A 20,567-nucleotide genomic window follows, 5' to 3' on the forward strand; every position below is an offset into this window, starting at 1 on the left:
GCACCAGCACCAGCTCCAGCGCCGGCGGCGCCTCGGTGCGCTGCGCGTCGATCTCCAGCCGCGCGGTCCAGGTCGAGCCCGACCACGAGGCCTGCGGCACGGCGGCGTTGCGCAGCGCGCCGGCGGTGGCCGGCAGCACGTCGAGCGCGGCGCCCTGCCAGTCGGCCGGCAGGCCCTGGACCTCGACGACGACGGCCTGGCCGTCGATGCGGGCGCTGGCCGTCGCGCCGGCGGCCGGCACCGGCCGCGCGGCCTCGGCGGCGGCGAACTCGGCGGCATGCGCCGCGATCGCCTGCTCGCGCGGCAGCGACAGCACGAAGTCGCCCGACTCGGGGATGCAGACCTCCTTGCAGACCAGCCACTCGGCGTGCAGCGTGACGTCGAGACGCTCGGCCTTGAAGCCGTCGGCGATCGCGAGCGGCACCGGCAGCAGCAGCGTGCCGTCGTAGCCGAAGTTCATCAGCGGCCCCACCGGCAGGCGCTGCGGCGTCGGCCAGCGGATGTCGCCGGCGGCAGCGCCTTCGGGCAGCGTCCAGGCGAAGGTCGTCGGCAGGCCCGAGTCACCCGGGTTCTTCCAGTAGCTGTGCCAGCCGGGCTGGTGGCGCAGCAGCAGGCCCAGCGCCATCGGCCGGCCGGCCCCCAGGCCCTCGGGCGCGTGGACGACGAGTTCGGCCCGCACCTGGGGGGTCGTCACGACCGCGCCGGGGGCCGCCGAGACGGGCGGCGCGGCCAGCGCGAGGACAAAGGCGGCGAGGGTCAGCAGCGGGCGCAGGAGCAGCATCGGATGACGGGCCGACGGCCGGGCCGTCGAGTGGGGCGCAGCAGGCGCCGAAGGGCCCCGATTGTCCGCCAGCGCCCGCGCGCCCGAGGGCGCCGACCCGGCCTGCCGAAGGGCCGCCTTACAGCGTTTCCGGGTGTTCCGACTTGACCGGGGTTTATCCGTATAATGCGCCGGCTTTGCTGTCCGCATCCCCCGACTCACCATGGCGATCGACCGTAAATTGCAGGCCGACCCTTGGGAGGACGATGACGCGGCAGCCCTGGCTGCCTTCAAGCCGCTGACCCGCGAGCAAGCTCGTGCCCTGCGCCAGAAGAACCCGCTGCTGTCTCCGTGGCGGGTGATCCTTGCGCAGGTGGTGGTCGGCGTGGTGGTCGCGCTGCTCGCAGCGACGATCACGGGCCGCCTGGCAGCCGGATGGTCGGCGCTTTACGGCGCCGCCACCGTGGTCCTGCCGAGCGCCCTGATGGCGCGCGGTGCGACCAGCCGATTCAGCAGCATGTCGCCCGGCGCCGGTGTCGTCAGCTTCATGTTGTGGGAGTCGGTGAAGATCGCGGTCTCGGTCGCCATGCTGATGCTGGCGCCGAAGCTCGTGCAGGACCTGAACTGGCCGGCATTGCTGGCGAGCCTGGTGCTGTGCATCAAGACATACTGGGTCGCGCTCCTGTGGCGCGGCCGCTGACACGACGACACGGGACGACCAGAACATGGCAGCCGAAGGAACCGCAGGACACGCGCCGACCGCGGGCGAGTACATCGTCCACCACCTGCACCACGCGCAGACCGGTCACCAGACCGGGGTCGTCGACTTCTCGGTCATCAACCTCGACTCGGTGTTCTTCGCCGTCACGCTGGGCATCCTGACCTGCGGCCTGCTGTGGATGGCGGCGCGCAAGGCCACCTCGGGCGTGCCGGGCCGCTTCCAGGCCGCCGTCGAGATGCTCGTCGAGATGGTCGACAACCAGGCCAAGGACATCGTCCACAACGCCCAGAGCCGCAAGTTCGTCGCGCCGCTGGCGCTGACGGTCTTCGTCTGGGTGTTCATGCTCAACGCGATGGACCTGCTGCCGGTCGACCTGCTGCCCTGGCTGTGGCAGACCGCCAGCGGCAACCCCGAGGCCTACCTGCGTGTCGTGCCGACCGCCGACCTGTCGATCACGATGGCGCTGTCGGGCACCGTGCTGCTGCTGTGCCTGTACTACAACCTGAAGATCAAGGGCCTGGGCGGCTGGGCGCACGAGCTCGTCACCGCCCCGTTCGGCACGAGCAAGAACCCGCTGTTCGCCGTGCTGCTGGGCATCGTCAACCTCGCGATGCAGCTCGTCGAGTTCGTCGCGAAGACGGTTTCGCACGGCATGCGGCTGTTCGGCAACATGTACGCCGGCGAGCTGATCTTCCTGCTGATCGCGCTGCTCGGCGGTGCGTTCACCCTTTCCGCCAGCGGTCTGGCGCTGTCCCTGCTGCACATCGTGGCCGGGACGGTGTGGGCCATCTTCCACATCCTGATCATCACGCTGCAAGCGTTCGTGTTCATGATGCTGACGCTGGTGTACGTCGGTCAGGCGCACGACTCGCACTGACGGTTTGCCCCGGGGCAGTTCCTGCCCCTTCTTCCCCTTTCTCCACTTTCGCATTTAGCAAGGAGTCATCATGGAACTCATCGGTCTCGTCGCTCTCGCCGCCGGCCTGATCATCGGTCTCGGCGCCGCCGGCGCCTGTATCGGTATCGGCGTCATGGGCAGCAAGTACCTGGAATCGGCCGCGCGTCAGCCCGAGCTGATGGGTGAACTGCAAACCAAGATGTTCCTGCTGGTCGGCCTGATCGACGCCTCGTTCATCATCGGCACGGGTATCGCGCTGTGGTTCACCACCGCCAACCCGTTCCTCGGCCAGATCGCCGCCCTGGCGAAGTAATCCGGCACGCGGCCTGATCGCCGCGAATCGGACGGCTCAGCGCGAGGCAGCCGTTTTTCGCCACAAGCGTTTCGAGGACACAAAGTGAGCATCAACGCGACACTGATCATCCAGATGATCGTGTTCCTGATCCTGGTCGGGTTCACGATGAAATTCGTCTGGCCGCCGATCGTCAAGGCGCTCGACGAGCGCGCCGCCAAGATCGCCGACGGTCTGTCGGCGGCCGACAAGGCCAAGTCCGATCTGGCGGCTGCGAACCAGCGCGTCGAGCAGCAACTCTCGGCTGCGCGCAACGATGCCCAGAAGCGTCTCGCCGACGCCGAGCGTCTCGCGCAGCAGATGATCGAGGAAGCCAAGGGGCGTGCCACCGAGGAAGGGGCCAAGATCATCGCTGCGGCGCGAGCCGAAGCCGAGCAGGAAGCCGTGAAGGCCCGTGAGGCGCTGCGCGAGCAGGTCGCCGGGCTGGCCGTCAAGGGCGCCGAGCAGATCCTGCGTCGCGAAGTGAATCCCGGCGTTCACGCCGAGCTGCTGTCGCGCCTGAAGGCGGAGCTCTGACATGGCAGAGCTCGCGACGATCGCCCGGCCGTACGCCGAAGCGCTGTTCCAGGCCGCCGGCAGCGATGCCGCGGCGCTGGCGCCGCAGATCGACGCGCTGGCCGCCGTGGCGGGCAACGCCGAACTGCGCCAGTTCGCCGACCACCCGAAGGTGCCGGCCTCGCAGGTCTACGACGTCATCGCCGGCGTCGTCGGCCAGGCGCTCGACCCGCGCGCGGCCAACCTGCTGCGCACCGTCATCGAAAACGGCCGCCTCGTGGCGCTGGCCGAGGTCGCGGCGCAGTTCCGCACCCTGGTCAACGCTTCCGGCGGCGTCTCCGACGCGACGGTCTACAGCGCGTTCCCGCTCGACGGCGCGCAGCTCGCCGAGGTCACGGCCTCGCTCGAGAAGCGCTTCGGCCGCAAGCTGAACGCGCACGTCGAAGTCGACCCGGAGCTGATCGGCGGCGTGCGTGTCGTCGTCGGCGACGAGGTGCTCGACACCTCGGTCCGCGCCCGTCTCGAACAGATGAAGGCCGCCCTGACCGCCTGACAGCCGTCGAGCGTGCGCCCTTCGAGGAGAACCTATGAACCTGAATCCCGCTGAAATTTCCGAGCTGATCAAGAGCCGCATCGAAGGCCTTGGCGTCTCGACCGACATCCGCAACCAGGGTACGGTCGTCTCGGTGACCGACGGCATCTGCCGCGTTCACGGCCTGTCCGAGGTGATGGCCGGCGAAATGCTGGAGTTCCCGCCCACCGCGAGCGGCCAGCCGACCTACGGCCTGGCTCTGAACCTCGAGCGCGACTCCGTCGGCGCGGTGATTCTGGGCGAGTACGAGCACATCTCCGAAGGCGACACCGTCAAGTGCACGGGCCAGATCCTGTCGGTGCCGGTCGGCCCCGAGCTGATCGGCCGCGTCGTCAACGCGCTCGGCCAGCCGATCGACGGCAAGGGCCCGATCAACGCCAAGATGACCGACGTCATCGAGAAGGTCGCGCCGGGCGTCATCGCCCGCAAGTCCGTCGACCAGCCGGTGCAGACCGGCCTGAAGTCGATCGACTCGATGGTGCCGATCGGCCGTGGCCAGCGCGAGCTGATCATCGGCGACCGCCAGACCGGCAAGACCGCGGTGGCGATCGACACGATCATCAACCAGAAGGGTCAGAACATGACCTGCATCTACGTCGCGATCGGCCAGAAGGCTTCGTCGATCAAGAACGTGGTGCGCTCCCTGGAACAAGCCGGCGCGATGGACTACACCATCGTCGTCGCGGCCTCGGCGTCGGAATCGGCGGCGATGCAATACGTGTCGGCCTACTCCGGCTGCACGATGGGCGAGTACTTCCGCGACCGCGGCCAGGACGCCCTGATCATCTACGACGATCTGTCCAAGCAGGCCGTCGCCTACCGCCAGGTCTCGCTGCTGCTGCGCCGCCCGCCGGGCCGCGAAGCCTTCCCCGGCGACGTGTTCTATCTCCACAGCCGCCTGCTCGAGCGCGCCGCTCGCGTGAACGCCGACTACGTCGAGGCCTTCACGAAGGGCGAGGTCAAGGGCAAGACCGGTTCGCTGACCGCGCTGCCGATCATCGAGACGCAGGCCGGCGACGTGTCCGCCTTCGTGCCGACGAACGTGATCTCGATCACCGACGGCCAGATCTTCCTGGAAACCAGCCTGTTCAACGCCGGCATCCGTCCCGCGATCAACGCCGGCATCTCGGTGTCGCGCGTCGGTGGCGCCGCGCAGACCAAGCTGATCAAGAGCCTGTCGGGCGGCATCCGTACCGACCTGGCGCAGTACCGTGAACTGGCCGCGTTCGCGCAGTTCGCCTCCGACCTCGACGCTGCCACCCGCAAGCAGCTCGACCGCGGCGCGCGCGTGACCGAACTGCTGAAGCAGGCCCAGTACTCGCCGCTGCCGATCAGCCTGATGGCCGCGACGCTGTACGCCGCGAACAAGGGCTACCTGGACGACATCGACGTGAAGAAGGTTCTGGCCTTCGAACACGGCCTGCACCAGCACCTGAAGTCGAGCCACGCCGCGCTGCTGGCCAAGCTCGAGAACGACAAGGCGATGGACAAGGCCGCCGAGGAAGAGCTGGCCGGCGCGATCGCCGCGTTCAAGAAGTCCTTCGCCTGAACATGGCCCGCCCCCGGAGCGCCTTCGGCGTCTGTCCCTTCGGCCCGCAACGGGCCGTTGCGGGGCTTCGGGGCGTCGCCGCCGGACCGGCTTCGGCCGGTTCTGCGGCGTCCGCTTGACTGGAGTGCCACATGGCAGTCGGAAAAGAGATTCGCGGCAAGATCAAATCGGTGGAGAACACCAAGAAGATCACCAAGGCCATGGAAATGGTCGCCGCGTCCAAGATGCGCAAGGCGCAGGAGCGCATGCGCGCTGCGCGCCCGTACGCCGACAAGGTGCGCAACATCGCTGCGCACCTGTCGGAAGCCAATCCTGAATACAAGTCGCCCTACCTGCGCGCCGGCGGCACGACGAAGAAGGTCGGCTTCATCGTCGTGACCACCGACAAGGGCCTGTGCGGCGGCCTGAACACCAACATCCTGCGTGCCGTCACGCAGAAGATGAAGGACGTGCAGGCGGCCGGCGGCTCGATCGCGACGGTGGCGATCGGCAACAAGGGCTTCGGCTTCCTGAACCGGATCGGCGCGCAGGTCATCGGCCACGCGATCCAGCTCGGCGACGCGCCGCAGCTCGAGAAGCTGATCGGCCCGGTCAAGGTCATGCTCGACGCCTTCGTGGCCGGCGAGATCGACGAAGTGCATCTCTGCTACACGAAGTTCATCAACACGATGAAGCAGGAGCCGATGGTCGAGCCGCTGCTGCCGCTGGCGCCGTCGCGCCTGGAGCAGACCGCCACCGAGAAGAAGGCCTACGCCTGGGACTACATCTACGAGCCCGAGGCGTCGGTGGTCATCGACGAGCTGCTCACGCGCTACATCGAGGCGCTGGTCTACCAGGCCGTGGCCGAGAACATGGCCAGCGAGCAGAGCGCGCGCATGGTCGCGATGAAGGCCGCCACGGACAACGCCGGCAACCTGATCGCCGAGCTCAAGCTCGTCTACAACAAGACCCGCCAGGCCGCGATCACGAAGGAACTGTCGGAAATCGTGGGTGGCGCCGCCGCCGTCTAAAGATACGAATCGAAGGAAGCTCAAAATGGCACAAGGCAAGATCGTTCAGTGCATCGGCGCCGTCGTGGACGTGGAGTTCCCGCGCGACCAGATGCCCAAGATCTTCGACGCACTGAAGCTCGAAGGCTCGCCGCTGACGCTGGAAGTTCAGCAACAACTCGGCGACGGCGTCGTGCGCACCATCGCGCTCGGCTCGTCGGACGGCCTGCGCCGCGGCCTGATGGTCACCGACACCGGTGCCGGCATCACCGTGCCGGTCGGCAAGGCGACGCTGGGCCGCATCATGGACGTGCTCGGCAACCCGATCGACGAGCGTGGCCCGGTCGACCAGACCCACACCGCGACGATCCACCGCAAGGCCCCGGCCTACGACGAGCTGTCGCCGTCGCAGGAGCTGCTGGAAACCGGCATCAAGGTCATCGACCTGATCTGCCCGTTCGCCAAGGGCGGCAAGGTCGGCCTGTTCGGCGGCGCCGGCGTCGGCAAGACCGTCAACATGATGGAGCTCATCAACAACATCGCCAAGGCGCACTCGGGTCTGTCCGTGTTCGCCGGCGTCGGTGAGCGCACCCGCGAGGGCAACGACTTCTATCACGAGATGTCGGACTCCAACGTCGTCGTGCAGGAGAACCTGTCCGAGTCGAAGGTGGCGATGGTCTACGGCCAGATGAACGAGCCGCCGGGCAACCGTCTGCGCGTGGCGCTGACCGGCCTGACGATGGCCGAGGCGTTCCGTGACGAAGGCCGTGACGTGCTGTTCTTCGTCGACAACATCTACCGCTACACGCTGGCCGGCACCGAAGTGTCCGCGCTGCTGGGCCGCATGCCGTCGGCGGTGGGCTACCAGCCGACGCTGGCCGAGGAAATGGGCCGCCTGCAGGAGCGCATCACGTCGACCAAGGTCGGCTCGATCACCTCGATCCAGGCCGTGTACGTCCCTGCGGACGACCTGACCGACCCGTCGCCGGCCACGACCTTCGCCCACCTGGACGCCACCGTCGTGCTGTCGCGTGACATCGCCGCGCTGGGCATCTACCCCGCCGTCGACCCGCTGGACTCGACCTCGCGCCAGATCGACCCGAACGTCGTCGGCGAGGAGCACTACAGCACCACGCGTGCGGTGCAGGCCACGCTGCAGCGCTACAAGGAACTGCGCGACATCATCGCGATCCTGGGCATGGACGAGCTGTCGCCGGAAGACAAGCTGGCCGTCGCCCGCGCCCGCAAGATCCAGCGTTTCCTGTCGCAGCCCTTCCACGTCGCCGAAGTGTTCACCGGCACGCCGGGCAAGTACGTGCCGCTGAAGGAAACGATCCGCGGCTTCAAGATGATCGTCAACGGCGAGTGCGACCACCTGCCGGAGCAGGCCTTCTACATGGTCGGCACGATCGACGAGGCGTTCGAGAAGGCGAAGAAGCTGCAGTAAGCGGGCTCCGGGGCGCCTGGCGCCCCGCCGCTTCCTGATCTTTCTTCCATCCGAGGACCCCCATGGCCAAGACCATTCACGTCGACGTCGTCTCTGCCGAGGAGAGCATCTTCTCGGGCGAGGCCAAGTTCGTCGCACTGCCGGGCGAGAACGGCGAGCTCGGCATCCTGCCGCGCCACACGCCGCTGATCACCCGCATCAAGCCGGGCGCGGTGCGCATCGAGCGCGCCGACAACGGCGAAGAGGAGTTCGTCTTCGTCGCCGGCGGCATCCTGGAAGTGCAGCCCAACGTCGTGACGGTGCTCGCCGACACGGCCATCCGCGGCCACGACCTCGACGAGGCCAAGGCCACCGAGGCCAAGCGCCTGGCCGAGGAAGCGATGCGCAACGCCAAGAGCGACATCGACCTGGCGAAGGCGCAGAGCGAGTTCGCGGCCATGGCCGCGCAGATCGCCGCGATCCAGAAGCTGCGCCGCAAGTAAGCTGCGACGTCCGCACGACGGGCCGCCCGCGCGACAGCGCCGGCGGCCTTTTCATTGGCCGCATGCCGGGCGCATCATCGGCCCATGAGCAAGAAGACCAAGCACGGCGACGGCACCAACGGCAAGATCTCGAAGGCCGACTACCTGGCGCAGCTCGAACCGCTGGAACTGCAGCTCAACGACCTGGCGCGCTGGCTGCAGCACACCGGCAAGCGCCTGCTGGTGCTGATCGAGGGCCGCGACACCGCCGGCAAGGGCGGGGTGATCTCGGCCATCGCCTCGACGCTCAACCCGCGCCAGTGCCGCACCGTCGCGCTGCCCAAGCCGACCGAGCGCGAGGCCACGCAGTGGTACTTCCAGCGTTATGTCGCGCACCTGCCGGCGGCCGGCGAGATCGTGCTCTTCGACCGCAGCTGGTACAACCGCGCCGGCGTCGAGCGCGTGATGGGCTACTGCAGCGAAGCCCAGGCCAAGGCCTTCCTGAAGCAGGCGCCGGTGTTCGAGAAACTGCTCGTCGACGACGGCATCCTGCTGCTGAAGTACTGGCTCACCGTCGACCAGGAGCGCCAGGAACTGCGTTTCGCCGACCGCCTGGCCGACCCGCTGAAGCGCTGGAAGCTCTCGCCGGTGGACCTGCAGGCGCGCACGCGTTACGCCGAGTACGGCCACGCGCGCGACCTGATGCTGAAGGCCACGCACACCGCGCACGCACCGTGGACGCTGGTCGACTTCAACGACCAGCGCATCGGCCGCCTGCGCCTGATCCGCGACCTGCTCGACCGCATCCCCGACCGCAAGGTGCCCGAGGCGACGATCGAGTTCCCGCCGCTGGGCCACGCGCCGCTGCTCGAACGGTTCGACGGGCCGCTGAAGCCGATCTGAGCGCGCCGCGGCGCGGCCGTCAGCGCACGTGCGGCGCGTCGGGCAGCTCGTTCGGGTTGGCCTCGCCTTCGGCCAGCGGGTAGTGCCGCACCAGCAGCGCGTCGACGGCGTCGACGGCCTGCGCCAGCCCGTCCTCGAAACGCCCGGCGCGGAACGCCTCGCGCATCGTCGCGACGACGCCGTCCCAGTGACCGGCCGGCGCGTGGCGCATCACGCCGCGGTCGGCGACGAGCTCGATCGCATGGTCGGCCAGCAGCAGGTAGATCAGCACGCCGTTGTTGGCCTCGGTGTCCCAGACCCCCAGCTCGGCGAAGACCTCCAGCGCACGTTCGCGCACCGGGCGCTGCAGCCAGCCCCAGGGCAGGCCGGCCTCGACGCACAGCCGGATCTCGCCCGAATGGCGCGCCTCGCTGGCGCGCACGCGCTCGGCCAGGCGCGCCATCGCGGCATCGTCGAGCACCCGGCGCACGTCGTGGTGGTCGGCGAACAGATGGCGCAACGCACGTCCCAGACCCATCACCAGCCCCCCGAGGCGCCGCCGCCGCCGAAACTGCCGCCGCCGCCGGAGCGGAAACCACCGCCGCCGCCGCCACCGCCACGGAACCCGCCACCGCCGAAGCCGCCGCCTCCGCCCCAGCCACCGCCGCCGCGGCCGGAGCCGCCGCCGATCTGGCGCAGCGCCGACGCGACGCTGAAGACCAGCGCGAAAACCAGCGCCGCGACGCCGACACCGAGCGCGACCAGCACGCTGGCCGTCACCCACCAGGCGATGCCGCCGGCGATGGCCGCGGTCAGCGGCACGCCGAGCTTGCGCCCCAGCGCCCCGGACAGCACCGAGGCCATCACCGGCACGCCGAAGAACAGCAGCACCACCCAGTCCTCGAACTGCGTGCCGTCCTCGCCGCGGCCGGCGGCGGCCGGCAGCGGCAGGTTCTCGCCGCGGATGCGCGCGATCAGCTGGTCGATGCCAGCCTCCAGCCCGCCGGCGTAGTCGCCTTCGCGGAACGCGGGCCGGATCGCGCGGTCGATGATCTGGCGCGCCGCCAGGTCGGGGATCGCGCCTTCGAGCGCGCGCGCGACCTCGATGCGCACGCGCCGGTCGCCCATCGACACCAGCACCAGCACGCCGTCGCCGACCTCGCGCCGGCCGATCTTCCACTGGTCGGCCACGCGCCAGGCGTAGGCCGCGATGTCCTCGGGCGCGGTGTCGGGCACGATCAGCACGACGATCTGCGGCCCGGCCTCGGCCTCGAAGGCGGCGAGCCTGGCCTCCAGCGCGTCACGCGCCGCCGGCGCCAGCGTCGCGGTCTGGTCGATGACACGCGCCGTCAGCGCCGGCACGGGCTTCAACCCGCCCTGGGCGAAGACCGCCGGCACGAACAGCGCCAGCAGCAGGGCCAGCGCGCGCAGCAGGCGCGGCATGCTCAGTCGCTCACTTGGAGGCCGGGCTCTCGAAGTTGACCGCCGGCGGCCGGCTGATCGCAGCCTCGTCCTGCACCTGCAGGCTGGGCTTGACCTCGTAGCCGAAGACCATCGCCGTCAGGTTGCTCGGGAAGCTGCGCGCCAGCACGTTGTATTCCTGCACCGCCTGGATGTACTGGTTGCGCGCGACGGTGATGCGGTTCTCGGTGCCCTCGAGCTGCACCCGCAGGTCCTGGAAGCCCTGGTTGGCGCGCAGGCTGGGGTAGTTCTCGCTGACCATCAGCAGCCGCGACAGCGCACCCGACAGCTCGCCCTGCGCCGCCTGGAACTTGCGGAAGGCCTCGGGGTTGTCGACCAGCTCGGGCGTGGCCTGGATCGAGGTCGCACGCGCGCGCGCCTCGACGACACGGGTCAGCGTCTCCTGCTCGAAGTTCGCTTCGCCCTTGACGGTGGCCACCAGGTTGGGCACCAGGTCGGCGCGGCGCTGGTACTGGTTCAGCACCTCGGCCCAGCGCGACTTGGCCTGCTCGTCCAGGCGCTGGAAGTCGTTGTAGCCGCAGCCCGACAGGGCCAGCACGACACCGATCGCGGCGATCCACCTCGTCAAACCCATCGTGTCCTCCTTGGTTGGCGCCCGATGCTACGCCGGCCGGTGGCCACGCGGTGGTGCGCCCGCGGCCGACGAGGCTGACGAGAACCAAGCCGAGATCAAATCGGCCGCAGGCCGGCCGGCGATAATCCTCCGATGTTCGCCCCCCTCCAAAACGACCAGTTCCTGCGCGCGTGCCTGCGCCAGCCCACGACCCACACGCCGCTCTGGCTGATGCGCCAGGCCGGTCGTTACCTGCCGGAGTACCGCGCCACGCGCGAGAAGGCGGGCAACAGCTTCATGGGTCTGGCCACCAACCCGCAGTACGCCACCGAGGTGACGCTGCAGCCGCTGGACCGTTACGCGCTGGACGCGGCGATCCTGTTCTCCGACATCCTGGTCGTGCCCGACGCGATGGGCCTGGGCCTGAGCTTCGGCGCCGGCGAAGGCCCGCGCTTCGCCCACCCGCTGCGTGACGAAGCCTCGGTCGCCGCGCTGCAGGTGCCCGACCTGGACAAGCTGCGCTACGTCTTCGACACCGTGACGATGCTGCGCAAGGCGCTCAACGGCCGCGTGCCGCTGATCGGCTTCTCCGGCAGCCCCTGGACGCTGGCCAGCTACATGGTCGAAGGCGCCGGCTCGGACGACTACCGCGTCGTCAAGCAGATGCTGTACGCGCGCCCCGACCTGCTGCACCGCATCCTTGACGTCAACGCGCAGGCCGTCACCGCCTACCTGAACCAGCAGATCGAGTGCGGCGCGCAGGCCGTGATGATCTTCGACAGCTGGGGCGGCGTGCTCGCCGACGGCGTGTTCCAGGAATTCAGCCTCGAATACACGCGCCGCGTCGTCGCCGGCCTGAAGCGCCAGCACGACGGCCAGCAGATCCCGGTCATCGTCTTCACCAAGGGCGGCGGCATCTGGCTGGAACAGATCGCCGCGATCGGCGCCGACGTCGTCGGCCTGGACTGGACGGCCAACCTGGGCGACGCCCGCCGCCGCACCGGCGACCGCGTCGCGCTGCAGGGCAACCTGGACCCGGCGGTGCTGTTCTCCAACCCCGAGGTCATCGCCAAGGAAGCGGCCAAGGTGCTCGACAGCTTCGGCGCGCCGCAGCGTGCCGACGGCGGCTGGGGCGGCCACGTCTTCAACCTCGGCCACGGCATCAGCCAGCACACGCCGCCGGACAACGTCACCGCGCTTGTCGAAGCGGTGCACAACCACGGCCGCCTGCTTCGCTCGGCCGGTAAGTGAGTGCTCAGGGCAGCGTTTGCCCTGCCTGAAGGCTTGACTTATCCCCAGTAAACGTGCTGCGGCACCGGCCCGCAGCAGCTTCCCCGCAACGGCCCCACTGGGGCCGTTTGTCTTCGCTAAGTTGTTGATTCATATACGATCACTCCGCTGCCACGAAATCGCGCAAAGAACCTCGGGGCTTGGAGAATCAACAACTTGGAGGCGCTGGACGCAGCTTCTGCACAAAGTTATCCACAGAAGCTGTGGGCAGGTCCGAAAAGCCTTCCAACACAAGGACTTGGGGACGATCCTTGAGAAGCCACCGAGCTTTCGCACGCAAGTGACGAGCCGATGACCCAGCGCATCGCCGTCGCCGTCGAGACACCCCAGCACACGGGGGTCGGCGTGCTCGACTACCTCGCCGAGCAGGCCTGGCCGCCCGGCACGCTGCTGCGTGTGCCGCTGGGCCGGCGCGAGGTGCCGGGCATCGTCTGGCACCGCGAAGGCGACGCCGAACTCGCCGACGACGCGCTGCGCCCGGCCGGCCCGGCGCTCGAGGCGCTGCCGCCGCTGGGCGACGCCTGGCGCCGCCTCGTCGAGTTCGCCGCCGGCTACTACCAGCGGGGTGTCGGCGAGCTGGCGCTGTCGGTGCTGCCGCCCGAGCTGCGCAAGCTGGACGACGTGCAGCTCGCGCGCCGCGTCGCCAAGCTGGCCAAGCTCGCGCCGCCGCCGGCCGCCGAGCCGCCGCCGCGGCCCGAACCCAGCGCCGAGCAGCAGGCGGCGCTGGCCGCGCTGGCCGAGAGCACGGCACCGGCGCTGCTGCACGGCGTCACCGGCAGCGGCAAGACCGAGGTCTACCTGCGCGCCGCCGAGCAGGCGCTGGACGCCGGCCGCCAGGTGCTGGTGCTGGTGCCCGAGATCAACCTGACGCCGCAGCTCGAAGCGCGGTTCGCCGCACGTTTCCCCGGACGGCGCCTGGTCAGCCTGCACAGCGCGCTGACGCCGGCGCAGCGGCTGAAGAACTGGCTGCAGGCCCACCTGGGCACCGCCGACCTCGTGCTCGGCACGCGGCTGGCGGTGTTCGCGTCGCTGCCGCGGCTGGGGCTGGTCGTCGTCGACGAGGAGCACGATCCCTCGTTCAAGCAGCAGGAAGGCGCACGCTACTCGGCGCGCGACCTCGCCGTCTGGCGCGCCCACGACGCCGGCGTGCCGGTGCTGCTGGGCTCGGCGACGCCGTCGCTGGAGACCTGGCAGCGTGTGCAGGAAGGCCGCTACCGCCGCCTGGCGCTGGACGCGCGCATCGGCGGCGGCGCGATGCCGCGCGTGCGCGTCTTCGACATGAGCCGGCTGCCGCGCCAGCGCGGCGTCGACGGGCCGCCGCTGGCGCCGCCGGTGCTGGACGCGCTGCGCCAGCGGCTGGAGCGCGGCGAGCAGAGCCTGCTGCTGCTCAACCGCCGCGGCTACGCGCCGGTGCTGCACTGCGGCGAATGCGGCTGGAAGAGCGGCTGTCCGCACTGCAGCGCCTGGCGCGTGTTCCACAAGGCCGACCGCACGCTGCGCTGCCACCACTGCGGCTTCACCGAACGCGTGCCGCGCGCCTGCCCCGACTGCGGCAACCAGGACATCGCGCCGATCGGCCGCGGCACCGAGAAGCTGGCCGAGCAGCTCGCCGAGCTGCTGCCCGAAGCGCGTGTCGCGCGCATCGACGCCGACAGCACACGCGGCGCCGGGGCGCTGGAGCAGCAGCTCGGCGCCGTGCACGCCGGCGAGGTCGACGTGCTCGTCGGCACGCAGATGGTGGCCAAAGGCCATGACTTCCGCCGCATCACGCTGGTCGTCGCGGTGAACCCCGACTCGGCGCTGTTCGCCAGCGACTTCCGCGCCCCGGAGCGCCTGTTCGCACTGCTGATGCAGGCCGCCGGCCGCGCCGGCCGCGACGCCGAGCAGGCGGCACGCAGCGAGATGTGGATCCAGACCTGGAACCCGCAGCACGCGCTGTTCGACGCGCTCAAGCGCCACGACTACGCGGCGTTTGCCGCCAGCCAACTCGACGAGCGCCGCAGCGCCGGGCTGCCGCCGTTCAGCCACCTGGCGCTGCTGCGGGCGGAAGCCAGGAGCGCCGAGGTCGCCACCGCCTTCCTCGACGAAGCGGCGACGCTGGCCGAGGGCATCGACAGCATCGGCCTGTACCCGGCGGTGCCGCCGGCGGTGTCCCGCGTGGCCGATGTCGAACGCGTGCAGATGCTCGTCGAGTCGACGTCGCGGCCGGCGCTGCAGCGTTTCCTCGCCGGCTGGCTGCCGCAGCTGCACGCGCTTCGGCCGCATCACAAGGGCCTGATCCGCTGGGCCGTCGACGTCGACCCGCTGGCGATCTGACGATGCCTCTGGATCTGCTGCACCTGACCATCGAGGTCGCCGGAACGCTGGCCTTCTTCATCGCCGGGCTGCTGACCGCAGCGCGCAAGCGGCTGGACGCCGTCGGCTCGTTCTCGGTGGCCTGCCTGTCGGCCTTCGGCGGCGGCACGATGCGCGACCTGCTGCTCGACCGCCGGCCCTTCTTCTGGGTGCACAACGCCGACTGGCTCTGGGGCCTGCTGCTGCTGACGCTGCTGGCCATGCGCTACCTCGACCGGCGCCACGTCGCGACGACGCAGCGCGCGATCCAGTGGCCCGACGCGCTGGGCCTGGGCCTGTTCGCCGCCAGCGGCACGCAGATCGCGCTGGCCGCCGGCATGCCGGCGCTGATCGCGGTGCTGATGGGCACGATGACCGCGGCCTGCGGCGGCGTGCTGCGCGACATCGCCTGCGCCGAGGTGCCGGCCGCTTTCAACGACCACCAGCCCTACGCCGTCTGCGCCTTCGCCGGCGGCTGGCTCGTCGTGCTCGGCGAGCACCTCGGCTGGCCGCCGGGCCCGGGCCTGTTCGCCGGGGCCGCGCTCGCGTGCGGCCTGCGCGGCTGGACGCTGTGGCGCGGCATCCGCCTGCCCGAGTGGCGCGCCGGCCGGCGCTGACACACACCGGCCCGGTGCACGACGCTGCCGCTCAGCCCGGTCCCAGCCAGCCGACCAGCGCGCTGAAGCTGCCGAAGGCCAGCGCCGTCGACAGCATCACGATGCGCGCGATGCGCCCGGCGTCGGCGCGGTAGCGCTCGGCCAGCAGCGGCACGTTGCTGGCGCTGGGCAGCGCCGCGGCCAGCGTCAGCACCGTCAGCTGCGCCGGCGTCAGCGGCACGCCGGCAGCCACCAGCACCAGGCCCAGCCCGGCCACCAGCGCCGGGTGAACGAACAGCTTGACGGCGGTGATCGCCGCCACGTCGCCCCAGCGCTCACCGTGGCCGGCGCGCTGGCCGGCGCGCCAGAGCACGGCGCCGACGGTGAACAGCGCCACTGGCGTCGCCGCGTCGGCCAGCAGGCGCACGACGGTGTCCACCGGGCCCGGCAGGCCGACGCCGGCCACCGAGAACACGGCGCCCAGCGCCGTCGCCCAGGGCAGCGGGTTGCCGACGGCGCCGCGCAGCGCCAGCGCCAGCGCGCGCCGCGTGCCGTGGCCGGCGGCGTCGCCGGCCTGGGCCAGCGCGATGCACAGCGAGCTGGTCACGAAGACGTCGATCAGCAGCACCGCGATCGTCGGCCCGGCGGCCTGCGGCCCGAGCAGCGCGACGAGCAACGGCACGCCCATGAAGCCCGAGTTCGGGAAGGTGGCGACGAGCGCGCCGAAGGCCGCGTCCTTGAGCCCGGCGCGCCGCCAGGTGGCCGCGAGCACCGCGCCGACGACGAGGGCCGCCGCGCCCAGCCAGCACAGCAGCACCGCCGGGTCGAGCAGCTGCGAGATCGGCGTCGCCATCGCCAGGCGCAGCAGCATCGCCGGCAGCGCGAAGCACTGGACGAAGACGTTGAGCCCGGGAATCGCGCTCTCGGGCAGCAGGCGCAGCCGCCCGGCCGCGTAACCCGCCGCCACCAGCGCGAAGAAGGGCGCCGTCACGGCGAGGATGGACCACATCGCCGCGAGTATCGCAATCGGCCCGGCATCCAGGCGGCTTCCGCCGCCCGGATGCCGGGCCTGCGGCTGTCACGCACAGCTCCCCCCGAGCCCCCCTCCGAGAGGGTGCTCCAGCTCGCTTGACGGCACCCTCCAGCCTCCCTCCGCGAGGGAGGCTCCAGTCAGGCTGACGACCGCTTCATTGCCGACGATCGGCGACGCGTTGGCGATCCGTTCTTCGACGTCCTGCTAGCCTCGCACCCGTCAGAGGAGGATTCGATGGCCGACGAGACGAAACCCCGTTCCCGGACGATGCGCGTGCTGCACGGCCTGTGGTGGCTCGTGGACACCGGACGGCGGGCGATCCTGAACCTGCTGCTGCTGGCGGTGCTCGCCGCCGTGGCCTGGGCCCTGCTGCACCGCGGCCCGCCGCCGCTGGCCGACAAGACGGTGCTGGTGCTCAACCCGCAGGGGCCGATCCGGGAGCAGTTCAGCGGCAGCCTGCGCGACAACGCGCTGCAGAAGGTGCGCGGCTCGGACCTTGAACAGACCCGGCTGCGCGACCTGCTGACCGCGCTGGACGCCGGTGCCACCGACGCCCGCATCACCAGCGCGCTGCTGGTGCTCGACGACTTCGCCGGCGCCGGCCTGCCGACGCTGCGCGAGGTGGCCGCCGCCGTCGACCGCTTCCGCGCCGGCGGCAAGAAGGTCGTCGCCTGGGGCTCCAGCTACGACCAGCGCCAGTACTACCTGGCGGCCCACGCCGACGAGGTCTGGCTGCACCCGATGGGCGGCATCGAGATCAGCGGCTACGGCGGCCGGCGCACCTACTTCAAGGACGCGCTGGACCAGCTCGGCGTCACCGCGCACGTGGTGCGTGCCGGGCGCTTCAAGAACGCCGCCGAGACGCTGGCCGCCAGCGGGCCGTCGCCCGAGACCGAGCAGGCCGACCGCGAGCTCTACGACGGCCTGTGGGCCGACTACGCGGCGACCATCGAGCATGCGCGCCGCCTGCCCGCCGGCAGCCTGTCGCGGGCCATCGCCGAGCTGCCCGAGCGCCTGGCCGCCGCCGGCGGCGACGCCGCCAAGCTGGCCGCGCGTGAAGGCCTGATCGACGCGATGAAGACCCGCGACCAGATGCGCGCGGCGCTGATCGCCCGCGGCGAACGCGACGGCGAGAGCTTCCGCCAGATCGGCTTCGCCGCCTACGCGGCGCGTTTCACGCCGCCGGCCGCCGGCCCCGCGGTGGCGGTGGTCGTCGCCGAGGGCATGATCGTCGACGGCGAGGCCGCCCCGGGCACGGTGGGCGGGCTGTCGACCGCGGCGCTGGTGCGGCGCGCCCGCGACGACGACGCGGTGCGCGCCATCGTGCTGCGCGTCAACTCGCCCGGCGGCAGCGCCTTCGGCTCGGAGCTGATCCGCCGCGAGCTGGAGCTGGCCCGCGCCGCCGGCAAGCCGGTGGTGGTGTCGATGGGCGACGTCGCGGCCTCGGGCGGCTTCTGGATCTCGACCTCGGCCGACGAGATCGTCGCCGACCCGGCGACGATCACCGGCTCGATCGGCGTCATCGCCGTGCTGCCGACCGCCGAACGTGCGCTCGAACGCCTGGGCCTGCACACCGAGGGCTACCGCACGAGCTGGGCGGTCGACGCCTACGACCCGCGCGCGCCGCTGGACGCACGCACCGAGCAGGTGCTGCAGTCGAGCATCGGCCACGTCTACGGCCAGTTCCTCGAACGTGTCGCCACGGCGCGCAAGACGACGCCGGAGCGCATCGACGAGATCGGCCAGGGCCGCGTCTGGAGCGGCGCGCAGGCCCGCGTGCGCGGCCTGGTCGACCGCACCGGTGGCCTGCGCGACGCTCTGGCCGTGGCCGCGGCGCGCGCCAAGCTGGCGCCGGGCTACCGCGTGCAGTACATGGAGGAGATGCCCGGCCGTGCCGAACGCCTGATGGCCTGGTTCGGCGGCCTCGGCGTCACGGCGCTGCAGCCGGCCCTGCAGGCGGCACTGCCGCCGCCGCTGCCGGCGCCGCTGGCCGAACTGCGGCAGCAGGCAGCCTGGCTGATCCAGGCCAGCGACGGCCGCCGCCCGGCGGCGATGGCGCACTGCGAGTGCGCTGCACCTTGAGCCCCCGGCCGCCTGGCGGCCGCCCCCCGAGGGGGCTCCGGATCCGACCGGGAAACCCGGATCGGATCCGGCCCGTATGCCAGCGCCTCTCCCCAAAGGGCGCCAGAGGCGCCCTCGGGGATGCGGACACGGCCGCGATCAGGCCGCCGCGACCAGCCCGGTGAACAGCGGGTCGCGGCGCGAGCGCGGCCGGTAGGCCGAGACGCGGCGCGCGATCTCGGCGATGTGGTCCGGCGTCGTGCCGCAGCAGCCGCCGACGATGTTCAGGAAACCGGCCTTGGCGAAGTCGGCCATCAGCGCGCCGGTGACCGGCGGCGTCTCGTCGAAGCCGGTCTCGCTCATCGGGTTGGGCAGGCCGGCGTTCGGGTAGCAGCTGACGTAGGTGTCGTCGGCGATGCGCGACAGCTCCTCGATGTACGGCCGCATCAGCGCCGCGCCGAGCGCGCAGTTCAGGCCGATGGCCAGCGGCCGCGCATGGCGCACCGAGTGCCAGAACGCGCCCACCGTCTGCCCCGACAGGATGCGGCCCGAGGCGTCGGTGACGGTGCCCGAGACGATGACCGGCAGGCGCTCGCCGCGCGCTTCCATCAGCTCGTCGAGCGCGAAGATCGCGGCCTTGGCGTTCAGCGTGTCGAAGATCGTCTCGACGAGGAACAGGTCGACGCCGCCGTCGAGCAGCGCCTCGGCCTGCTCGCGGTAGGCGTCGCGCAGCTGGTCGAACGTGATGTTGCGCGCGCCGGGGTCGTTGACGTCGGGGCTGATGCTGGCGGTGCGCGGCGTCGGGCCCAGCGCGCCGGCGACGAAACGCGGCTTGTCCGGCGTGGCCGCGGCGTCGGCGGCTTCGCGCGCGACACGCGCCGACGCGAGGTTCATCTCGCGCGCCATGGGCGCCAGGTCGTAGTCCTCCTGGGCGACGGTCGTCGCGCCGAAGGTGTTGGTCTCGATGATGTCGGCGCCGGCCGCCAGGTACTGGGCGTGGATCTCGCGGATCACGTCGGGGCGCGTGATCGACAGCAGGTCGTTGTTGCCCTTCAGGTCTTTCGGGTGCTCGCGCAGCGCGTCGTTGCGGAAGTCGGCTTCGCCGAGCTTCCAGCGCTGGATCATCGTGCCCATCGCACCGTCGATGACGACGATGCGCCGGGGCAGCAGGTCGGCCAGGGCCTGGCCGCGGGTGTAGGCGGGCGTGCGGGCGTTCATCGCGCCATTGTGCCCGCCCGTTCAGTGCAGGCTCAGCGGCTGCTGGGCGAGCCGGGCGTAGCCGGCGATGAAGTCGTCGAAGGCCTCGGGGCCCGGGTCGCGTTCGGCCAGCGCCTCGACACCGCGGCGAAAGCTCTCGGCCACCGCCCCTTCGATCCAGATGTCGGTGCGCGCGAGCTTGTCGACGATCTCGTAGCCGCCGCGTGCCGGCGCGCCGGCTTCGGCCGGCAACTCGACCTGGACGACGACGAAGGTGTCGGACTGGTACAGCATCTGCATGGGCCGCAGTTGGCCCCGGCAACGGCCATTTCAAGAGCCGGCCGCGACGAGGCGGTGGTCGGCCTCGGCGCCGGTCTCGGCGACGCGGCTCGTCCAGCGCACCGGCAGCCAGCCGCGCGCCGGGTCCAGCCAGACCTCCCAGCGCGGCTGGTAAGGCCCCGGCGCGGCGCTGGCCAGCCGCAGCGCCGAGGCCGGGCCGGCCGGCAGGTCCAGCGGCTCGACGGCCTCGACCTCAAAACGCCGCCACGCGGCGTCGCCACGGGTGCCGACGACGAAGAGCTCGACCACCGCGCCGGGGGCAAAACGCTCGGGTGCCGCGGCGACCACGGCCGCCAGCTGCAGCAGCCAGCCGGCGCGGTCCTGCGCGCCCGGCAGCAGTGCATGCTCGGCGCCGCCGCCGGAGGCGCTGACGACACCGACGTCACGGCGGAAGTTGGCCGCCCGCACCTCGCGCGTGCGGCGGCGCTCGACCAGGCGCTCGGGTTCGAGCCCGTGCGGGCCGATGCGGCCGCGGCTGCTCCAGCCGTCGCCGCCGTCGTCGGCCAGCACGAGGTGGTAGCCGTCGGCGCCGGGCT

At 71.1% G+C, this 20,567-nt stretch carries 21 protein-coding genes and 1 pseudogene; 14 read left to right on the forward strand and 8 right to left on the reverse strand.

Annotated elements, in window-relative coordinates; all coding sequences use genetic code 11:
- Positions 1 to 781, reverse strand: a 781-nt coding sequence (locus tag RBXJA2T_RS16605; protein WP_009858579.1) for a protein-disulfide reductase DsbD domain-containing protein, incomplete at its 3' end; no start/stop codon positions are given.
- 202 nt (positions 782 to 983) lie between these two features.
- Here RBXJA2T_RS16605 and RBXJA2T_RS16610 point away from each other — a divergent pair.
- The 10 genes from RBXJA2T_RS16610 (at position 984) to ppk2 (ending at position 9,167) form a co-directional block, all read left to right on the forward strand.
- Positions 984 to 1,460 carry an ATP synthase subunit I gene (locus RBXJA2T_RS16610; protein ID WP_029718431.1) on the forward strand — a complete coding sequence of 159 codons (477 nt, stop codon included), beginning with the start codon at positions 984 to 986 and terminating at the stop codon, positions 1,458 to 1,460.
- Positions 1,461 to 1,485: 25 nt separating this feature from the next.
- The gene (atpB, locus tag RBXJA2T_RS16615) at positions 1,486 to 2,358 is read left to right on the forward strand and encodes a F0F1 ATP synthase subunit A (protein ID WP_009858581.1); all 873 of its coding nucleotides are present in this window, start codon (positions 1,486 to 1,488) and stop codon (positions 2,356 to 2,358) included.
- Between the two features lie 70 nt (positions 2,359 to 2,428).
- Entirely contained in the window at positions 2,429 to 2,692 is a 264-nt protein-coding gene (atpE, locus tag RBXJA2T_RS16620; protein WP_009858582.1) for a F0F1 ATP synthase subunit C, read from the forward strand.
- Positions 2,693 to 2,776: 84 nt separating this feature from the next.
- Complete coding sequence (locus RBXJA2T_RS16625; protein WP_009858583.1) at positions 2,777 to 3,247, forward strand: F0F1 ATP synthase subunit B; 471 nt, start codon at positions 2,777 to 2,779, stop codon at positions 3,245 to 3,247.
- 1 nt (position 3,248) lies between these two features.
- The gene (locus RBXJA2T_RS16630) at positions 3,249 to 3,779 is read left to right on the forward strand and encodes a F0F1 ATP synthase subunit delta (RefSeq protein ID WP_009858584.1); all 531 of its coding nucleotides are present in this window, start codon (positions 3,249 to 3,251) and stop codon (positions 3,777 to 3,779) included.
- Between the two features lie 34 nt (positions 3,780 to 3,813).
- Positions 3,814 to 5,367, forward strand: coding sequence for a F0F1 ATP synthase subunit alpha (atpA, locus tag RBXJA2T_RS16635; RefSeq protein WP_009858585.1), 1,554 nt, complete (start codon positions 3,814 to 3,816; stop codon positions 5,365 to 5,367).
- Between the two features lie 131 nt (positions 5,368 to 5,498).
- Positions 5,499 to 6,377, forward strand: a complete 879-nt coding sequence (gene atpG, locus RBXJA2T_RS16640; protein WP_009858586.1) for a F0F1 ATP synthase subunit gamma — start codon at positions 5,499 to 5,501, stop codon at positions 6,375 to 6,377.
- A gap of 25 nt (positions 6,378 to 6,402) precedes the next feature.
- Positions 6,403 to 7,803 carry a F0F1 ATP synthase subunit beta gene (gene atpD / locus RBXJA2T_RS16645; protein WP_009858587.1) on the forward strand — a complete coding sequence of 467 codons (1,401 nt, stop codon included), beginning with the start codon at positions 6,403 to 6,405 and terminating at the stop codon, positions 7,801 to 7,803.
- A 62-nt stretch (positions 7,804 to 7,865) separates the two neighbouring features.
- Complete coding sequence (locus RBXJA2T_RS16650; protein WP_009858588.1) at positions 7,866 to 8,285, forward strand: F0F1 ATP synthase subunit epsilon; 420 nt, start codon at positions 7,866 to 7,868, stop codon at positions 8,283 to 8,285.
- An 84-nt stretch (positions 8,286 to 8,369) separates the two neighbouring features.
- Complete coding sequence (gene ppk2 / locus RBXJA2T_RS16655; protein WP_009858589.1) at positions 8,370 to 9,167, forward strand: polyphosphate kinase 2; 798 nt, start codon at positions 8,370 to 8,372, stop codon at positions 9,165 to 9,167.
- Positions 9,168 to 9,186: 19 nt separating this feature from the next.
- Here ppk2 and RBXJA2T_RS16660 read toward each other — a convergent pair whose 3' ends face one another.
- Genes RBXJA2T_RS16660 through RBXJA2T_RS16670 form a run of 3 tightly spaced genes read right to left on the reverse strand, consistent with a single transcriptional unit; the run spans position 9,187 to position 11,202 of the window.
- Positions 9,187 to 9,684, reverse strand: a complete 498-nt coding sequence (locus tag RBXJA2T_RS16660) for a TPM domain-containing protein (RefSeq protein WP_029718429.1) — start codon at positions 9,682 to 9,684, stop codon at positions 9,187 to 9,189.
- A complete protein-coding gene (locus tag RBXJA2T_RS16665; protein ID WP_009858591.1) occupies positions 9,684 to 10,589 on the reverse strand; it encodes a TPM domain-containing protein in 906 nt (301 codons plus the stop codon). Before RBXJA2T_RS16665 ends, RBXJA2T_RS16660 begins: the two co-directional genes overlap by 1 nt.
- 10 nt (positions 10,590 to 10,599) lie before the next feature.
- Positions 10,600 to 11,202, reverse strand: coding sequence for a LemA family protein (locus RBXJA2T_RS16670; protein WP_009858592.1), 603 nt, complete (start codon positions 11,200 to 11,202; stop codon positions 10,600 to 10,602).
- 132 nt (positions 11,203 to 11,334) lie between these two features.
- Here RBXJA2T_RS16670 and hemE point away from each other — a divergent pair, with 132 nt between their 5' ends.
- From hemE to RBXJA2T_RS16685, 3 genes are all read left to right on the forward strand, one after another.
- Entirely contained in the window at positions 11,335 to 12,432 is a 1,098-nt protein-coding gene (hemE, locus tag RBXJA2T_RS16675) for a uroporphyrinogen decarboxylase (protein WP_009858593.1), read from the forward strand.
- Between the two features lie 330 nt (positions 12,433 to 12,762).
- Positions 12,763 to 14,787: a primosomal protein N' gene (locus RBXJA2T_RS16680; RefSeq protein ID WP_009858594.1), complete on the forward strand. Its 2,025-nt coding sequence runs from the start codon at positions 12,763 to 12,765 to the stop codon at positions 14,785 to 14,787.
- A 2-nt stretch (positions 14,788 to 14,789) separates the two neighbouring features.
- The gene (locus RBXJA2T_RS16685; RefSeq protein WP_009858595.1) at positions 14,790 to 15,422 is read left to right on the forward strand and encodes a trimeric intracellular cation channel family protein; all 633 of its coding nucleotides are present in this window, start codon (positions 14,790 to 14,792) and stop codon (positions 15,420 to 15,422) included.
- A 31-nt stretch (positions 15,423 to 15,453) separates the two neighbouring features.
- Here RBXJA2T_RS16685 and RBXJA2T_RS16690 read toward each other — a convergent pair whose 3' ends face one another.
- Complete coding sequence (locus tag RBXJA2T_RS16690) at positions 15,454 to 16,410, reverse strand: AEC family transporter (RefSeq protein WP_009858596.1); 957 nt, start codon at positions 16,408 to 16,410, stop codon at positions 15,454 to 15,456.
- A gap of 258 nt (positions 16,411 to 16,668) precedes the next feature.
- Between RBXJA2T_RS16690 and sppA the strand changes: the two genes are divergently transcribed.
- Positions 16,669 to 18,516 (forward strand): signal peptide peptidase SppA, encoded by a 1,848-nt coding sequence (gene sppA, locus RBXJA2T_RS16695; protein WP_138938915.1) that lies wholly within the window; start codon positions 16,669 to 16,671, stop codon positions 18,514 to 18,516.
- A 138-nt stretch (positions 18,517 to 18,654) separates the two neighbouring features.
- Here sppA and RBXJA2T_RS16700 read toward each other — a convergent pair whose 3' ends face one another.
- The 3 genes and pseudogenes from RBXJA2T_RS16700 to RBXJA2T_RS20460 form a co-directional block, all read right to left on the reverse strand.
- Positions 18,655 to 19,713 (reverse strand): homocysteine S-methyltransferase family protein, encoded by a 1,059-nt coding sequence (locus RBXJA2T_RS16700; RefSeq protein ID WP_009858598.1) that lies wholly within the window; start codon positions 19,711 to 19,713, stop codon positions 18,655 to 18,657.
- 21 nt (positions 19,714 to 19,734) lie between these two features.
- Positions 19,735 to 19,992, reverse strand: a complete 258-nt coding sequence (locus tag RBXJA2T_RS16705; RefSeq protein WP_009858599.1) for a BTH_I0359 family protein — start codon at positions 19,990 to 19,992, stop codon at positions 19,735 to 19,737.
- Positions 19,993 to 20,022: 30 nt separating this feature from the next.
- Positions 20,023 to 20,567 (reverse strand): annotated as a pseudogene (locus tag RBXJA2T_RS20460) (hypothetical protein); the annotation flags it as partial.

The sequence above is a fragment of the Rubrivivax benzoatilyticus JA2 = ATCC BAA-35 genome, assembly GCF_000190375.1.
Classification (GTDB): domain Bacteria; phylum Pseudomonadota; class Gammaproteobacteria; order Burkholderiales; family Burkholderiaceae_C; genus Rubrivivax; species Rubrivivax benzoatilyticus.

What these genes read in the sequence shown, in the direction of transcription:
- RBXJA2T_RS16610 (WP_029718431.1), top strand. Translation starts at nt 984, where the DNA reads ATGGCGATCGACCGTAAATTGCAGGCCGACCCTTGGGAGGACGATGAC.
- atpB (WP_009858581.1), top strand. Translation starts at nt 1,486, where the DNA reads ATGGCAGCCGAAGGAACCGCAGGACACGCGCCGACCGCGGGCGAGTAC.
- atpE (WP_009858582.1), top strand. Translation starts at nt 2,429, where the DNA reads ATGGAACTCATCGGTCTCGTCGCTCTCGCCGCCGGCCTGATCATCGGT.
- RBXJA2T_RS16630 (WP_009858584.1), top strand. Translation starts at nt 3,249, where the DNA reads ATGGCAGAGCTCGCGACGATCGCCCGGCCGTACGCCGAAGCGCTGTTC.
- atpA (WP_009858585.1), top strand. Translation starts at nt 3,814, where the DNA reads ATGAACCTGAATCCCGCTGAAATTTCCGAGCTGATCAAGAGCCGCATC.
- atpG (WP_009858586.1), top strand. Translation starts at nt 5,499, where the DNA reads ATGGCAGTCGGAAAAGAGATTCGCGGCAAGATCAAATCGGTGGAGAAC.
- atpD (WP_009858587.1), top strand. Translation starts at nt 6,403, where the DNA reads ATGGCACAAGGCAAGATCGTTCAGTGCATCGGCGCCGTCGTGGACGTG.
- RBXJA2T_RS16650 (WP_009858588.1), top strand. Translation starts at nt 7,866, where the DNA reads ATGGCCAAGACCATTCACGTCGACGTCGTCTCTGCCGAGGAGAGCATC.
- ppk2 (WP_009858589.1), top strand. Translation starts at nt 8,370, where the DNA reads ATGAGCAAGAAGACCAAGCACGGCGACGGCACCAACGGCAAGATCTCG.
- RBXJA2T_RS16660 (WP_029718429.1), bottom strand. Translation starts at nt 9,684, where the DNA reads ATGGGTCTGGGACGTGCGTTGCGCCATCTGTTCGCCGACCACCACGAC.
- RBXJA2T_RS16665 (WP_009858591.1), bottom strand. Translation starts at nt 10,589, where the DNA reads ATGCCGCGCCTGCTGCGCGCGCTGGCCCTGCTGCTGGCGCTGTTCGTG.
- RBXJA2T_RS16670 (WP_009858592.1), bottom strand. Translation starts at nt 11,202, where the DNA reads ATGGGTTTGACGAGGTGGATCGCCGCGATCGGTGTCGTGCTGGCCCTG.
- hemE (WP_009858593.1), top strand. Translation starts at nt 11,335, where the DNA reads ATGTTCGCCCCCCTCCAAAACGACCAGTTCCTGCGCGCGTGCCTGCGC.
- RBXJA2T_RS16680 (WP_009858594.1), top strand. Translation starts at nt 12,763, where the DNA reads ATGACCCAGCGCATCGCCGTCGCCGTCGAGACACCCCAGCACACGGGG.
- RBXJA2T_RS16685 (WP_009858595.1), top strand. Translation starts at nt 14,790, where the DNA reads ATGCCTCTGGATCTGCTGCACCTGACCATCGAGGTCGCCGGAACGCTG.
- RBXJA2T_RS16690 (WP_009858596.1), bottom strand. Translation starts at nt 16,410, where the DNA reads ATGTGGTCCATCCTCGCCGTGACGGCGCCCTTCTTCGCGCTGGTGGCG.
- sppA (WP_138938915.1), top strand. Translation starts at nt 16,669, where the DNA reads ATGGCCGACGAGACGAAACCCCGTTCCCGGACGATGCGCGTGCTGCAC.
- RBXJA2T_RS16700 (WP_009858598.1), bottom strand. Translation starts at nt 19,713, where the DNA reads ATGAACGCCCGCACGCCCGCCTACACCCGCGGCCAGGCCCTGGCCGAC.
- RBXJA2T_RS16705 (WP_009858599.1), bottom strand. Translation starts at nt 19,992, where the DNA reads ATGCAGATGCTGTACCAGTCCGACACCTTCGTCGTCGTCCAGGTCGAG.